The organism is Caulobacter sp. GW821-FHT10F06 (genome assembly GCF_058809215.1).
Map to the genome: position 1 here is coordinate 220,989 of NZ_JBXASK010000005.1, position 12,782 is coordinate 233,770.

A 12,782-nucleotide genomic window follows, 5' to 3' on the forward strand; every position below is an offset into this window, starting at 1 on the left:
CTCATGCAGACCGTCGCCCTGATCGATTACGGGTCGGGCAACCTGCGTTCGGCCGAAAAGGCCCTGCGCGAGGCGGCCCGTCGCCAGGCGATCGCCGCTGACATCGTTGTCACCGCCGATCCCGCTCTCGTGGCCGCCGCCGACCGGGTGGTGCTGCCCGGCGTGGGCGCGTTCGCCTCGTGCCGCGCGGGCCTGGACGCCTCGGGCGTCTACGAGGCCATGAACGACGCCGTGCGCGGTCGCGGCGTTCCCTTCCTGGGCATCTGCGTGGGTCACCAGCTGCTGGCCAGCGAAGGCCTGGAGTTCGGCGTCACCCCGGGCCTGGACTGGATTCACGGCCAGGTGAAGAAGCTGGAACCCGGCGATCCGACCCTGACCATCCCGCACATGGGCTGGAACGCGATCAAGCTGACACGCGACCATCCCCTGTTTTCGGGCGTCGAAAACGGCGCCCACATGTACTACGCCAACTCCTTCGCCCTGACGCCGACCGATCCGGCCGACGTCCTGGCGACGACCGACCATGGCGGCCCGTTCACGGCGGCGGTGGTCAAGGACAACGTGGCGGGCGTACAATTCCACCCCGAGAAATCTCAAGCCGCAGGGCTATCCCTGCTCGCCAACTTCCTGGAATGGCGCCCATGATCCTCTATCCCGCCATCGACCTGAAGGACGGCCAGTGCGTGCGGCTGCTGCACGGCGACATGGAAAAGGCCACGGTCTTCAACAACAGCCCCGCCGACCAGGCCGAGCGCTTCGTGCGTGACGGCTTCTCGTGGCTGCACGTGGTGGACCTGAACGGCGCCATCGAGGGCAAGTCGGTCAACACCGCCGCCGTGCAGTCGATCCTGGAGTCGATCTCGATCCCCGTGCAGCTGGGCGGCGGCATCCGCACGTTGGAGGGCGTCGAGGCCTGGATCGAGGCGGGCGTGTCCCGGGTGATCCTGGGCACCATCGCCGTCCATGACCCTGACCTTGTCCGCAAGGCCGCCCGCCTGTGGCCCGAGCAGATCGCCGTGGCGGTCGATGTGCGCGACGGCAAGGTCGCCGTCGACGGCTGGACCGGCCTGTCGGACATCGACGCCATCACCCTGGGCAAGCGCTTCGAGGACGTGGGTGTGGCCGCTCTGATCGTCACCGACATCAGCCGCGACGGCGCCCTGACCGGCGTCAATGTCGAGGGCGTGGGCGAACTGGCCGACGCGGTGTCGATCCCGGTGATCGCCTCGGGCGGCGTCGCCGCCGTGGCCGACATCGAACGTCTGAAGGCCCGCGAGGGCGTCAAGATCGCCGGGGCCATCCTGGGCCGCTCGCTCTATGCCGGCACCATCAAGCCCGCCGAGGCCCTGACGGTGGCGGCGGCCTGATGCTGAAGACCCGGATCATTCCCTGCCTCGACGTGAAGGACGGGCGGGTGGTCAAGGGCGTCAATTTCGTGGCCCTGCGCGACGCCGGTGATCCGGTGGAGCAAGCAAGAGCGTATGACGCGGCCGGGGCCGACGAGCTGATGTTCCTGGACATCACCGCCTCCAGCGAAAAGCGCGGCCTGCTGCTGGACGTCATCTCCCGCACCGCCGAGGTCTGCTTCATGCCGGTCTCGGTCGGCGGCGGCGTGCGCCAGGTGTCGGACATGCGCCGGCTGCTGCTGGCGGGGGCAGACAAGGTCTCGACCAACACCGCCGCCGTCGAGAACCCCGACCTGATCGCCGCCGGCGCCGACGCCTTCGGGGCGCAGTGCGTGGTGGTGGCCATCGACGCCAAGCTGCGCGAGGACGGTTCGGGCTGGAACGTCTGGACCTATGGCGGCCGCAAGGACACCGGCCTGGATGTCGTCGACTGGGCGGCCAAGGTCGTCGAGCGCGGCGCGGGCGAGATCCTGCTGACCTCGATGGACCGCGACGGCGCCAAGATCGGCTACGACATTCCGCTGCTGAAGGCCGTGACCGGCGCGGTTTCGGTGCCGGTGATCGCCTCGGGCGGCGCGGGCAAGACCGAGCACCTGGTCGAGGCCGCCCGCGACGGCCACGCCGCCGCCGTGCTGGCCGCCTCGATCTTTCACTTCGGCGAGATCAGCATCGGCGAGGCCAAGCGGGCCATGGCCGAGGCCGGCATCGCGGTTCGCCTGGACGATGTGCGAGGCGCGGCGTGAGCAAGCTGTTCGATACCCTCGAGCGCCTGGCCGCCACGATCGACAGCCGCAAGGGCGGTGATACGACGGCGTCCTACACTGCCAAGCTGCTGGCCGATCCCAAGCTGGCCGCCAAGAAGCTGGGCGAGGAAGCCGTCGAGACGGTGATCGCCGCCGTGGCCCAGGGGCCTGATGCCGTCGCCTCCGAAAGCGCCGATCTGCTGTATCACTGGCTGGTGTTGCTGGCGGCTTCGGGGGTTTCGCTCGACGCTGTGGCGGAGAAGCTGGCGGCGCGTGAGGGGACCTCGGGGCTGGCCGAGAAGGCTTCGAGGCCTCAATAAGCATCGAGGTAGATGCTCCCCCTTTGGGGGAGGATCGAACGTCAGTTACCCCCCCGCCGCTTCAACGCAACGTACAGGGCCCCCTCGCCCCCATGCCGCTGATCGGCCTGGGACACCCCCGCGATCATCTCCCGCAGCGCAGGCGAGGCCAGCCACTCGGGCGTGCGCTTCTTCAGCACCCCGTGGCCGATCTTGCCCTTGCCGGTGATCACCAGCACGGCGCGGTGGCGATCCTCATAGGCGCGGCGGATGAAGGCCTCCAGGGCCGGGCGGGCCTGGTCCTGGTCGAAGCCGTGCAGGTCCAGGCGCGCGCCGATCGGGTCGTGCTCCTTGATCAGGCGGCGACGGCGATTGGGTTCGATGTGCTCGGGCGCGGATTTCGAGACCCGCGGCGCGGCCGGCTTGATCTCGGCGGGGTCGATACGCAGCGGCGCGATCGAGGCCAGGTAGGTGGGCTGGGCCTTCTCGGCCTTGGGCGCCTTGACCGGCTTGAGCTTGACCTTGGCGCGCAGCTTCAGCGGCTTGTCGCCCGGCCGGGCGCGCACCGTGTCGGCCACCATGCCCCACAGGCGCAGCTCTTCCGGGCGCGGCGGACGTTTCACGACTAGGACTTGGGAACAGGGATCAGGCGGTAGAGGCGCAGGTCGTGACGGACCCGGCCCGCCTCGGCCCCGGCCGCCGGGCCGGTGCCGGTATAGAGATCGGCGCGGACCTCGCCCTTGATCGCGCCGCCGACGTCCAGCGCCACCGCCAGGCGGCGATAGGCCGGAAAGGCGCCGGCCAGCTTCGGCGCGGCGGCGTCCAGCCAGTAGAGCTCGCCCATGGCGTGGCGGCTGGGATCGACGGCGATGGCCCGACCGGCCGGCAGCGGGATCCCCGCCGCGCCCACGGCTTCCTTGCCGTCGTCCTCGGTGATCTTAAAGAAGATGTAGCGCGGGTTCAGCTGCATGATCTCGTCGGCCTTGGGGCCGCGATTGTCGGCCAGCCAGGCGCGGATCGCGTCGCCCGAGGTGTTGTTGTCGGGCAGCAGACCCCGGTCGCGCATGGCCGTGGCGATGCCGACGAAGGGCTTGCCGTTGCCGCCGGCGAAGGCGGCGCGCACGCGACGACCGTCAGGCATCACCAGAATGCCCGAGCCTTGGATCTGCAGGAAGAACAGCTCCTCGGGCCGCATCCAGGCCAGGGGCTTGTCGGCAGTCGAAGCCTCGATGGTCGCGCGGTCGGGATAGGGCTGGAACTTGCCGTCCTTGACCCGGCCGGTGACCTTCTTGCCCGCGAAGCTGGGCTCGAACTGGCCAAGGTCCAGCACCACCAGATCGGCCGGCACGCCGCGCACCGGGGCGCTGAACTCGGCCGAGCGCGACAGGCGCGCGTCGTACTTGGGGGCGAAATAGGCGGTCAGCAGGCCCTGGTCGCCGACGGCCTGGGGCCGGAAATTGGCTTCCAGGAACAGGCGCGCGCCCCACTCCTCACGCGGACCGTCGGTGCGGGCCAGCTTGCAGACCCGGGACATCTCGGCGTCGCGGGCCGCGCCGCAGCCGGCCCGGAACGCGTCGAGGGCGGCCAGGTGGTCTTCCTCCTGCCAGCCAGGCAGCGAGGCGAAGCTCAGATAGGGACCGGATGGCGGCGGCGTGGTCGGGCCTGCCGGCGTCCCGATGGGCGGGACGACCGGTCCGGTCGCGATCGGCGGCGGGGGCGCGGTGGTCGTACAGGCCGCCAGGGTCAGGGAGACCAGAGCGGCGATCAGGCCAAGACGCGCGGACATCAGGCCTCCGCGGCGCCGACGTGGACCAGGGTCCAGTTGGGATTGGACGATTTGAGGCTGCGCTCGAACGTCCAGAGCTCGGCGGTGCGGCGGTCGTCGACGGCTTCGCCGGCGGCGCTGGTCGACCGGGCGCGGACCTCGGCCAGGATGCGGACGATGGCGCGGGCGGTGTCGCCCTCCACCGTCACCGACTCCAGGTCGACGCGCGGCGGCGACAGGATCTCGATCTTTTCCGAACGGCTCTCGGCCTCGCGGGCGACGATGGCGCTCTCGAAATTGGCCATGACGTCGGGAGCCAGCAGCGGCTTGAGCGTCTCGCGGTCGCCGGCGGCGAACGCCTTGACGATCATCTCGTAGGCGCCGCGCGCGCCGGCCAGGAAGCGGGCGGGGTCGAAGTCGGGCTGGCGGGCGCGCAGGGCCGCGACGCCTTCCAGGCGGCCGCCGACCAGGGGTTCGGCGGTCGGGACGGAGGGCGCGCCGGCCTTGGCGGGGGCGACGACATCCTCGGGTCCGCGGCCCACGCGACGGCCCAGCGTCGCGTAGAGTTGGTAGAGGACAACGGCGGCGATGACCGCAAGGACGAGAATCTGAATGAACACCTGGATATCCGCGGCTGCTTCGACTGGCGGGTCGCCATGCCTATATAGGCGAGGCGAGCTCCCGCGTCAGGCGCCCGGCGTTGCGCCAGGGCCGCCCGCGTGTTAGCAGCGCCGCTCTCTCCTAGCGGCCTTTTTAGACGCCGAGTACGGATTTATTCCTAATGACCGACACGACCGCCGCCCCCGAGGGGCCCCAGGACGACAACGCGGCCGCTCAATCGGGCATCCGCATCATCGCCCAATTCGTCCGTGATTTCTCGTTCGAGAGCCCGCATGCGCCCGACAGCCTGCGCTCGGGCACGGCCCAGCCGGCCATCGACATGGGCGTGGAAATGAACGCCCGCGGCCGCACCGACGGCCTGTTCGAAGTGGACCTGAAGCTTTCGGCCCGCGCCACCCGCGAGGACCAGGCCGTGTTCCACGTCGAGGTCGTCTATGGCGGCCTGTTCCACATCGGCGGCGTGCCCGAAGCCGATCTGGAGCCGGTGCTGCTGATCGAGTGCCCCCGCTTCCTGTTCCCGTTCGCCCGCCGCCTGATCGCCGACGTCACCAGCGAAGGCGGCTTCCCGCCCTTCCTGATCGACCCGATCGACTTCGCCGGCGTCTACGCCGCGCGCAAGGCCCAGGCCGAAGGCCAGATCGTCGGCAACGCTTAAGCGTTTCTTCGATCCGCTGAGTTGAGAAACCCCGGCGCAGCGATGCGGCCGGGGTTTTTCTTTTTGACCTTAGCAGCTGTCATCCCGACCAAGCGCGAAGCGCGCCGAGCCGGGACCGCCGTAAGCGCAGGCGCGCGCCGTGGTCCCGGGCCTTCGCTGCGCTGCACCCGGGATGACAGCTTTTTCAAATCACGGCTGCAGCCGGTACCCGCCCATCTCGGTGATCAGGATCTTGGCCACGGCCGGATCGGGCTCGATCTTCTGGCGCAGGCGATAGACGTGGGTTTCCAGCGTGTGGGTGGTGACGCCGGCGTTGTAGCCCCAGACCTCGGTCAGCAGCTCCTCGCGCGACACCGGCTTGGAGCCGGCGCGATAGAGGTACTTGAGGATGTTGGTTTCCTTCTCGGTCAGCCGCACCTTCTTCTGCTTTTCATCGACCAACAGCTTGGCCGAGGGGCGGAATTCGTAGGGACCGATGCGGAACAGCGCGTCTTCCGAGGCCTCGTAGCTGCGCAGCTGGGCGCGGATGCGGGCCAGCAGCACGCCGAAGCGGAAGGGCTTGGTGACGTAGTCGTTGGCCCCGGACTCCAGGCCGAGGATGGTGTCGCTGTCGCTGGCCGCCGCCGTCAGCATGATGACCGGCGCCATCACCCCGCCCTTGCGCATCAGCCGGCAGGCCTCGCGGCCGTCCATGTCGGGCAGGTCGACGTCGAGCAGGACCAGGTCCGGCTTGATCTCGCGCGCCATGCGCACGCCCTCGCCCGCCGTGGCGGCCTCGGCCACCGCGAACTCCTCGTGCAGGGCGAGCTGTTCGGCCAGCGCGCCGCGCAGGTCGTCGTCGTCGTCGATGAGTAGAAGGGTCTTGCGTTGCGCCATGGGTCGGAACATGCACCGCTGCGGCCCTCGGCGACAACCCTCGGGACTGTGGAGAACCCGACAATGATATTCCTGGCGCGTCCGGACGGTCATATCCGGCTGAAGGAACGCACCGTGCGCTGCGCCCTGGGCAAGGCCGGGGTCATCGCCGCCGCCGACAAGCGCGAGGGCGACAACAGGAGCCCAGTGGGAACCTGGACCCTCCGCCATGTGCTGTACCGCCCCGACGTCTATCCTGAGGGTCCGAAGACCGACCTGCCGATCCAGGCCCTGGAACCCGACGACGGCTGGTGCGACGCGCCGGGCGATCCGAACTATAACCGGCCGGTCAAGCTGCCTTATCCGGCCAGCGCCGAGCGGATGTGGCGCGACGATCCCGTCTACGACCTGGTCGGGATCCTGGCCCACAACGACGATCCGCCGGTCTCGGGGATGGGTTCGGCGATCTTTCTGCACCTGGCGCGCGACGGCTATCCGGGCACCGAGGGCTGCGTTGCCCTGGCGCGGGCGGATCTCGAGGCGCTGCTGGCGGAGGCCAGCCCGGGGGATGCAATCGGGATCGCGGCGGATTAGCGGGTCCGCAAACCTCGTCCTTCGACAGGCTCAGGATGAGGTTTTCTACGGATCGGTCTTTGCATTTGAACCTCACCCTGAGCCTGTCGAAGGGCGAGGTTCACGCCGCGCCTAGCCCCGCACCCCAAAGATCGCCGAGCCCACGCGCACCGAGGTGGCGCCCTGGGCGATCGCGGTCTCGAAATCGTCGCTCATGCCCATCGACAGCTTCGCCACACCATTGCGCTCGGCGATGGCGCGCAGCAGGGCGAAGTGCGGGGCCGGATCGTCCTCGGCGGGCGGAATGCACATTAGGCCGTCGATCGTCAGGCCCAGGTCGTCACGGCAAAGGGCGATGAAGGCCTCGGCCTCGCCCGGCGCGACGCCGGCCTTCTGCGGTTCCTGCCCGACATTGACCTGGACATAGAGGCGCGGCGCCTTGCCGGCGCGGGCGATCTCGGCGGCCAGGGCCCGGGCCAGCTTCTCGCGGTCAACCGTCTCGATGACGTCGAAGAAGCCGACCGCGTCGCGAACCTTGTTGGTCTGCAGCGGCCCGATCAGATGCAGCTCCAGGCCGTCGCGATGCGGCGTCCAGCGCTCGATCGCCTCCTGCACGCGGTTTTCGCCGAACACCCGCTGGTCAGCGGCGAGAACCGGGGCGATATGGTCCCAGGGCTGGGTCTTGGACACCGCCACCAGCGCGACCGATCCCGGCGCGCGGCCGGCCGCCGTTTCGGCGGCGGCGATACGGGACCGGATGGCAGTGAGGGCGTCGGACATGAAGGGGATCGCTTGAACGAGCTGGAAGCCCTGTCTAGGACGGCCGCGACGTATCCGCCAAGGACGGCGCGCGGAATCGTCCTGCCGTCCCTGCTTTTCTTCACCGATCCGGCGCGGGTCGCCGATCCCGTGACCGTGGCCGAGCATCTGCCGCGCGGGGCGGGGGTGGTGTTCCGGGCGTTCGGGGCCTCAGATGCGACGGATCAGGGCCTGAAGCTGCGGGCCGTCGCCGATGCGCGCGGCTTGATCCTGCTGGCCGGGGCAGATGCGGATCTGGCGGAGAGCATTGGAGCCGACGGGATGCACCTGCCCGAGCGGCTGCGGGGCGAGGCCTCGGTCCTGCGGACGAAACGACCGACCGGCCTGATCACCGTGGCGGCCCACGGCCGAGACGCCGTCCTGGCGGCGAGCACGCCCGACATCGACGCCCTGGTGATCTCGCCGGTGTTTGTCAGCAACAGCCCGTCGGCGGGCGCACCCCTGGGCGTCGACGGTCTGCGTGCGCTGCTCGAAATGACGGACAAGCCGGTCTACGCCCTGGGCGGAATCCGAACTGATACTGTCAAGTCACTGGAAAATATCGGAATCGTCGGCGTGGCGGCCGTCGAGGCGCTGGCGTCTTAGAACTTGAAGGCGGTTTCCAGCCGAACGCGCGGGGCGGGTTCGACGGGTTCGGCCTTGCGGGCGGCCAGGGCCGGGTTGGTCTCGCCCAGGGCCACGGCGCCGCCGACGCGGATCGACGGGGTCACCTTGAAATAGGCGCCGGCTTCGACGTCCTTCAGTTCCATTTCGCGGCCGACGGGCTGGTCGAGGTCGAGCTTGAGGCCCCACTTGCCCTTCTTGGCGTCCCACTGAAGGGTCTTCTTGGAATCCTGCGGGGCGAACACGCCCTTGGGGGTGGCCGTGAAGTCGTTCTTGACGGTGAAGTCAGGAGTCGGGGCTCGGGTCTTGACCTGGGCGCTGGCGATCGTCGCCGAACCCGTGAGGATCAGCGCGCAAGCTCCTGCCGTGAAAAAACGCGTCGCGAACATCGCTACTCGTCACCTGTCCCCAAAACCCCACGGACTCCATATAGGAACCCGCGCCCTTAAAAGCGATTAAAGGCCTGGCTTGAACGCGGTCAACCGGCGTTTGGTCGCATGATACCGCAATCGGCATGATTCAGACGGCGCCTGTGGCGGTCTGGTCACGCGATTCCTGTTTTGAGGCGGCGCGGCCATGCTATAGACCGGCTCCGGCCGCGGGGGCGCGCCAGAGTGCGCGATCGCGCCGGCGAGACATTGGAGCGAGGTACTATGGCGTTTGAGCGTGGGTCGGTGTTGCGCGGCGTCGCCGCTGGCGTACTGGCGCTGTCGGTTATGGGCGTGTCCGCCTGCGGCAGCACCAAGGGACCCAAGACTTTCACCACTCAGGAAGAGGGCGGCTTCCAGCCGTTCAAGCGCCTGGGTCTGGGCGGCGGCGACAAGGCCCCGGCCAGCGAGGGCTCGATCGGCGTCAACGGCTATCTGTGGCGTGCGTCGCTGGACACCCTGGCCTTCATGCCCCTGGCCTCGGCCGACCCGTACGGCGGCGTCATCGTCACCGACTGGTACGTCAGCCCGGAAAAGCCGGACGAGCGCTTCAAGGCGACCGTCTACATCCTGGACACGCGCCTGCGCGCCGACGGCCTGAACGTCAACATCTTCAAGCAGGTCAAGGACTCCGCCGGCGGCTGGACCGACGCGCCGGCCACCGACCAGACGGCGACCGACATCGAGAACGCGATCCTGACCCGCGCGCGTCAGCTTCGACTTTCGAACATCAAGGGCTAAATCGCCCCGAAAGGCCTTCGCCGCCCCCGGCGAAGGCCTTCTCGCCCGCACTTTCAGCGCGCCTCGGCCGCGAAACCGCTTATATGTCCGCGGACGCGCCTCTTGGAGCGCCTTTCCGCATATCCAGACATTCGGTTCGCATGGCCCGCTACAATCCCAAAGACACCGAGCCCAAATGGCGCAGCGCCTGGGCGGAAGCCGACGTCTTCAAGACGGCGGACATCACGGACGGCCGACCGAAATACTACGTGCTCGAGATGTTCCCGTATCCGTCGGGCCGCATCCACATGGGCCACGTGCGCAACTACGCCATGGGCGACGTCGTGGCCCGCTACAAGCGCGCCCAGGGCTTCAGCGTCCTGCATCCGATGGGCTGGGACGCGTTCGGCATGCCGGCCGAGAACGCCGCCATGGAGCGGGGCGTCCACCCCAAGGGCTGGACCTACGACAACATCGCCGCGATGCGCGAGCAGCTGAAGGCCCTGGGCCTGTCGATCGACTGGTCGCGCGAGTTCGCCACCTGCGACCCGGAATATTACGGCAAGCAGCAGGCCTGGTTCCTGAAGTTGCTGGATCGCGGCCTGGTCTATCGCAAGGAAGCCTCGGTCAACTGGGATCCGGTCGACATGACCGTCCTGGCCAACGAGCAGGTCATCGACGGCAAGGGCTGGCGCTCGGGCGCGCCGGTCGAGAAGCGCAAGCTGACCCAGTGGTTCCTGCGCATCACCGACTATGCCGACGCCCTGATCGACGGCCTGAAGACCCTGGATCGCTGGCCCGAGAAGGTCCGCATCATGCAGGAGAACTGGATCGGCCGGTCCAAGGGCCTGCGCTTCACCTTCAAGTTCGACGGTGAGGCTCCGGACGGCCACGCCGCCGGCCTGGAAGTCTACACCACCCGTCCCGACACCCTGTTCGGCGCCAGCTTCGTGGGCATCGCCCCCGAGCACCCGCTGGCCGAGCAGCTGGCGGTCGAGAACCCCGAGCTGCAGGCCTTCATCGCCGAATGCCGCAAGGGCGGCACGTCGGAAGCCGATATCGAGGGCGCCGAGAAGCTGGGCCGCGACACCGGCCTGCGCGTCGTCCACCCGCTGGACCCGACCATCACCCTGCCGGTGTGGATCGCCAACTTCATCCTGATGGACTACGGCACGGGCGCGATCTTCGCCTGCCCGGCCCACGACCAGCGCGACCTGGACTTCGCCCGCAAGTACGACCTGCCGGTGCTGCCGGTGGTTCTGCCGCCCGGCGAGGATCCGGCCACCTTCGACGTCGGCAAGGAGGCCTATGTCGGCCCCGGCTCGATCTACAGGTCGAAATTCCTGGACGGCCTGGACATCGAGGCCGCCAAGTCGGAAGCCATCAATCGCATCGAGGCGCAGGACCAGGGCCAGGGCGCGACGGTCTATCGCCTGCGCGACTGGGGCGTCAGCCGCCAGCGCTATTGGGGCTGCCCGATCCCGATCATCCACTGCGAAAGCTGTGGTCCGGTTCCGGTGCCGGAGGACCAGCTGCCGGTGGTGCTGCCCGAGGACGTCACCTTCGAGGCCGACAAGCCCGGCAACCCGCTGGTTCGTCACCCGACCTGGAAGCACACCACGTGTCCGTCCTGCGGGGCCCCGGCCCAGCGCGAGACCGACACGCTGGACACCTTCATGGACAGCTCGTGGTATTTCGCCCGCTTCGCCAATCCGACGGCCGACGAATGCATCGACAAGGCCTCGGCCGATCACTGGATGCCGGTCGACCAGTATATCGGCGGCGTCGAGCACGCCATCCTGCACCTGCTGTACGCTCGCTTCATCACCCGCGCCCTGAAGGACGAGGGCCTGCTGTCGGTGGAAGAGCCTTTCGCGGGCCTGTTCACCCAAGGCATGGTCACCCACGAAGCCTACAAGAACGCGGCCGGCGAGTGGGTCGAGCCGTCGGACATCCGCATCACGGTCGAGGGCAATACGCGCTCGGCCGCCCACGCCACGACCGGCGAGCCGATCACCATCGGCGACATCGAGAAGATGTCGAAGTCCAAGAAGAACGTCGTCGCCCCCGAGGACATCTTCGAGGCCTATGGCGTCGACGCCGCGCGCCTGTTCGTGATGAGCGACAGCCCGCCCGAGCGCGACGTGCAGTGGACCAACGCCGGGGTCGAAGGCTCCTGGCGCTTCACCCACCGTCTGTGGAACGAGTTCGACAGCCAGCCGGCCGGCGACTTCGCCCACGATGCGTCGGATGAAGCCGCCGTGACCCTGCGCAAGTCGGCCCACAAGCTGATCCGCTTCGTCACCGACAGCATCGAGGGCTTCCGCTTCAACAGCGGCGTGGCGCGCCTGTACGAATTCCTGAACGCCCTGAAGGCGGCTCCGGCCGCCCTGTCTGATGGGGGAAGCGCGTCGCAAGGCGTGCTGGCCGCGCGCAAGGAAGCGCTGAACATTCTGGCGCGCCTGGTCTCGCCCTTCACGCCCCACCTGGCCGAAGAGGCCTGGGCGTCGATCGGCGGCGAGGGTCTGGTGGTCGACGCGGCCTGGCCCGTGGCCGATCCGGCCCTGGCGGCCGACGACGAGCGCGTGCTGCCGATCCAAATCAACGGCAAGCGTCGCGGCGAGATCAAGGTCAAGGCCGGTACGGTCGAGGCCGAGGTCGAGAAGATCGCTCTGGCCGATCCCGCCGTTCTGGCCCACCTTGAGGGCGTCACGGTCCGCAAGGTGATCGTGGTCAAGGATCGTATCGTCAACATCGTGGCCAACTGAGACCTCCAACAGATGCCGATGAAACGCACTCTGCTCGCTGGCGCGCTGGCGCTCTCGACCCTGGCTCTGTCGGCCTGCGGGTTCACGCCGCTCTACGCAACGCCGGGCGTGACGCCGGGCCTGGCGGCGATCGAGACCGTGGCCCCGGCCGGCCGAGCTGGCTTCCTGCTGCGCGAGCAGCTGGACGACGTCCTGGCCCGCGACGCCGGCCTGGCGCCGGCTTACAAGCTGACCCTGGACGTGCGCGAGCAGCGCTACGCCCGCGGGGTGCGCGTCGACAACATCGCCAACCGCTACGAGCTGCGGATGACGGTGAAGTGGCGCCTGGGCGACGCCAAGACCAACGCCGAGATCCGCAAGGGCACGGCCGAGGCCGCCGTCACCTACGACTCCGCCGACCAGCCCTACGCCGCCATCGCCGCCCAGAACGACGGCCAGGAACGCGCGGCGACCGAGGTGGCCCGCAAGATCCAGCTCGACCTGGCCACCTGGCTGGCGGCGGGTCCGAAGACCAAGATCTGACGACC

At 68.8% G+C, this 12,782-nt stretch carries 16 protein-coding genes; 10 read left to right on the top strand and 6 right to left on the bottom strand.

The window, feature by feature from the left end; genetic code table 11:
• Window positions 1-3: 3 nt before the first annotated feature.
• The 4 genes from hisH to AC1RUS_RS13070 are packed head-to-tail and all read left to right on the top strand — an operon-like array spanning window position 4 to window position 2,469.
• Window positions 4-645 (top strand): imidazole glycerol phosphate synthase subunit HisH, encoded by a 642-nt coding sequence (gene hisH, locus AC1RUS_RS13055; protein ID WP_492916733.1) that lies wholly within the window; start codon window positions 4-6, stop codon window positions 643-645.
• Complete coding sequence (hisA, locus tag AC1RUS_RS13060) at window positions 633-1,367, top strand: 1-(5-phosphoribosyl)-5-[(5-phosphoribosylamino)methylideneamino]imidazole-4-carboxamide isomerase (RefSeq protein WP_492916735.1); 735 nt, start codon at window positions 633-635, stop codon at window positions 1,365-1,367. Before hisH ends, hisA begins: the two co-directional genes overlap by 13 nt.
• Window positions 1,367-2,149, top strand: coding sequence for an imidazole glycerol phosphate synthase subunit HisF (hisF, locus tag AC1RUS_RS13065; RefSeq protein WP_492916737.1), 783 nt, complete (start codon window positions 1,367-1,369; stop codon window positions 2,147-2,149). The genes hisA and hisF overlap by 1 nt, the downstream gene beginning before the upstream one ends.
• The gene (locus AC1RUS_RS13070) at window positions 2,146-2,469 is read left to right on the top strand and encodes a phosphoribosyl-ATP diphosphatase (RefSeq protein WP_492916739.1); all 324 of its coding nucleotides are present in this window, start codon (window positions 2,146-2,148) and stop codon (window positions 2,467-2,469) included. The genes hisF and AC1RUS_RS13070 overlap by 4 nt, the downstream gene beginning before the upstream one ends.
• A gap of 41 nt (window positions 2,470-2,510) precedes the next feature.
• Here AC1RUS_RS13070 and AC1RUS_RS13075 read toward each other — a convergent pair whose 3' ends face one another.
• The 3 genes from AC1RUS_RS13075 to timA are packed head-to-tail and all read right to left on the bottom strand — an operon-like array spanning window position 2,511 to window position 4,839.
• Window positions 2,511-3,071 carry a Smr/MutS family protein gene (locus AC1RUS_RS13075; RefSeq protein ID WP_492916741.1) on the bottom strand — a complete coding sequence of 187 codons (561 nt, stop codon included), beginning with the start codon at window positions 3,069-3,071 and terminating at the stop codon, window positions 2,511-2,513.
• A gap of 2 nt (window positions 3,072-3,073) precedes the next feature.
• Window positions 3,074-4,234, bottom strand: coding sequence for a murein transglycosylase A (mltA, locus tag AC1RUS_RS13080; protein ID WP_492916743.1), 1,161 nt, complete (start codon window positions 4,232-4,234; stop codon window positions 3,074-3,076).
• Entirely contained in the window at window positions 4,234-4,839 is a 606-nt protein-coding gene (gene timA / locus AC1RUS_RS13085; RefSeq protein ID WP_492917112.1) for a TIM44-related membrane protein TimA, read from the bottom strand. The genes mltA and timA overlap by 1 nt, the downstream gene beginning before the upstream one ends.
• A 155-nt stretch (window positions 4,840-4,994) precedes the next feature.
• On the opposite strand from timA, the gene secB reads away from it, so the two are divergent.
• On the top strand, window positions 4,995-5,489 hold the full coding sequence (secB, locus tag AC1RUS_RS13090) for a protein-export chaperone SecB (RefSeq protein ID WP_492916745.1): 495 nt from the start codon (window positions 4,995-4,997) through the stop codon (window positions 5,487-5,489).
• Between the two features lie 189 nt (window positions 5,490-5,678).
• Here secB and AC1RUS_RS13095 read toward each other — a convergent pair whose 3' ends face one another.
• Window positions 5,679-6,365 carry a response regulator transcription factor gene (locus AC1RUS_RS13095; RefSeq protein WP_492917114.1) on the bottom strand — a complete coding sequence of 229 codons (687 nt, stop codon included), beginning with the start codon at window positions 6,363-6,365 and terminating at the stop codon, window positions 5,679-5,681.
• 63 nt (window positions 6,366-6,428) lie between these two features.
• Here AC1RUS_RS13095 and AC1RUS_RS13100 point away from each other — a divergent pair, with 63 nt between their 5' ends.
• Window positions 6,429-6,938: a L,D-transpeptidase family protein gene (locus AC1RUS_RS13100; RefSeq protein WP_492916747.1), complete on the top strand. Its 510-nt coding sequence runs from the start codon at window positions 6,429-6,431 to the stop codon at window positions 6,936-6,938.
• A 111-nt stretch (window positions 6,939-7,049) separates the two neighbouring features.
• Here AC1RUS_RS13100 and AC1RUS_RS13105 read toward each other — a convergent pair whose 3' ends face one another.
• Window positions 7,050-7,697, bottom strand: coding sequence for a YggS family pyridoxal phosphate-dependent enzyme (locus AC1RUS_RS13105; protein ID WP_492916749.1), 648 nt, complete (start codon window positions 7,695-7,697; stop codon window positions 7,050-7,052).
• Between the two features lie 12 nt (window positions 7,698-7,709).
• On the opposite strand from AC1RUS_RS13105, the gene AC1RUS_RS13110 reads away from it, so the two are divergent.
• Entirely contained in the window at window positions 7,710-8,321 is a 612-nt protein-coding gene (locus tag AC1RUS_RS13110; RefSeq protein ID WP_492916751.1) for a thiamine phosphate synthase, read from the top strand.
• On the opposite strand, the gene AC1RUS_RS13115 is transcribed toward AC1RUS_RS13110, so the two are convergent.
• Complete coding sequence (locus AC1RUS_RS13115; protein WP_492916753.1) at window positions 8,318-8,728, bottom strand: NtrZ family periplasmic regulatory protein; 411 nt, start codon at window positions 8,726-8,728, stop codon at window positions 8,318-8,320. The genes AC1RUS_RS13110 and AC1RUS_RS13115 overlap by 4 nt on opposite strands.
• A 249-nt stretch (window positions 8,729-8,977) precedes the next feature.
• Here AC1RUS_RS13115 and AC1RUS_RS13120 point away from each other — a divergent pair, with 249 nt between their 5' ends.
• The 3 genes from AC1RUS_RS13120 (at window position 8,978) to lptE (ending at window position 12,777) form a co-directional block, all read left to right on the top strand.
• Window positions 8,978-9,508 (top strand): DUF3576 domain-containing protein, encoded by a 531-nt coding sequence (locus tag AC1RUS_RS13120; protein ID WP_492917116.1) that lies wholly within the window; start codon window positions 8,978-8,980, stop codon window positions 9,506-9,508.
• 140 nt (window positions 9,509-9,648) lie between these two features.
• Window positions 9,649-12,255 (top strand): leucine--tRNA ligase, encoded by a 2,607-nt coding sequence (gene leuS, locus AC1RUS_RS13125; protein WP_492916755.1) that lies wholly within the window; start codon window positions 9,649-9,651, stop codon window positions 12,253-12,255.
• An 18-nt stretch (window positions 12,256-12,273) separates the two neighbouring features.
• A complete protein-coding gene (lptE, locus tag AC1RUS_RS13130; RefSeq protein WP_492916757.1) occupies window positions 12,274-12,777 on the top strand; it encodes an LPS assembly lipoprotein LptE in 504 nt (167 codons plus the stop codon).
• Window positions 12,778-12,782: the final 5 nt, after the last annotated feature.

Coding starts and splice junctions, on each gene's coding strand:
- hisH (WP_492916733.1), top strand. CDS start 4: ATGCAGACCGTCGCCCTGATCGATTACGGGTCGGGCAACCTGCGTTCG.
- hisA (WP_492916735.1), top strand. CDS start 633: ATGGCGCCCATGATCCTCTATCCCGCCATCGACCTGAAGGACGGCCAG.
- hisF (WP_492916737.1), top strand. CDS start 1,367: ATGCTGAAGACCCGGATCATTCCCTGCCTCGACGTGAAGGACGGGCGG.
- mltA (WP_492916743.1), bottom strand. CDS start 4,234: ATGTCCGCGCGTCTTGGCCTGATCGCCGCTCTGGTCTCCCTGACCCTG.
- secB (WP_492916745.1), top strand. CDS start 4,995: ATGACCGACACGACCGCCGCCCCCGAGGGGCCCCAGGACGACAACGCG.
- AC1RUS_RS13095 (WP_492917114.1), bottom strand. CDS start 6,365: ATGGCGCAACGCAAGACCCTTCTACTCATCGACGACGACGACGACCTG.
- AC1RUS_RS13100 (WP_492916747.1), top strand. CDS start 6,429: ATGATATTCCTGGCGCGTCCGGACGGTCATATCCGGCTGAAGGAACGC.
- AC1RUS_RS13105 (WP_492916749.1), bottom strand. CDS start 7,697: ATGTCCGACGCCCTCACTGCCATCCGGTCCCGTATCGCCGCCGCCGAA.
- AC1RUS_RS13115 (WP_492916753.1), bottom strand. CDS start 8,728: ATGTTCGCGACGCGTTTTTTCACGGCAGGAGCTTGCGCGCTGATCCTC.
- leuS (WP_492916755.1), top strand. CDS start 9,649: ATGGCCCGCTACAATCCCAAAGACACCGAGCCCAAATGGCGCAGCGCC.
- lptE (WP_492916757.1), top strand. CDS start 12,274: ATGAAACGCACTCTGCTCGCTGGCGCGCTGGCGCTCTCGACCCTGGCT.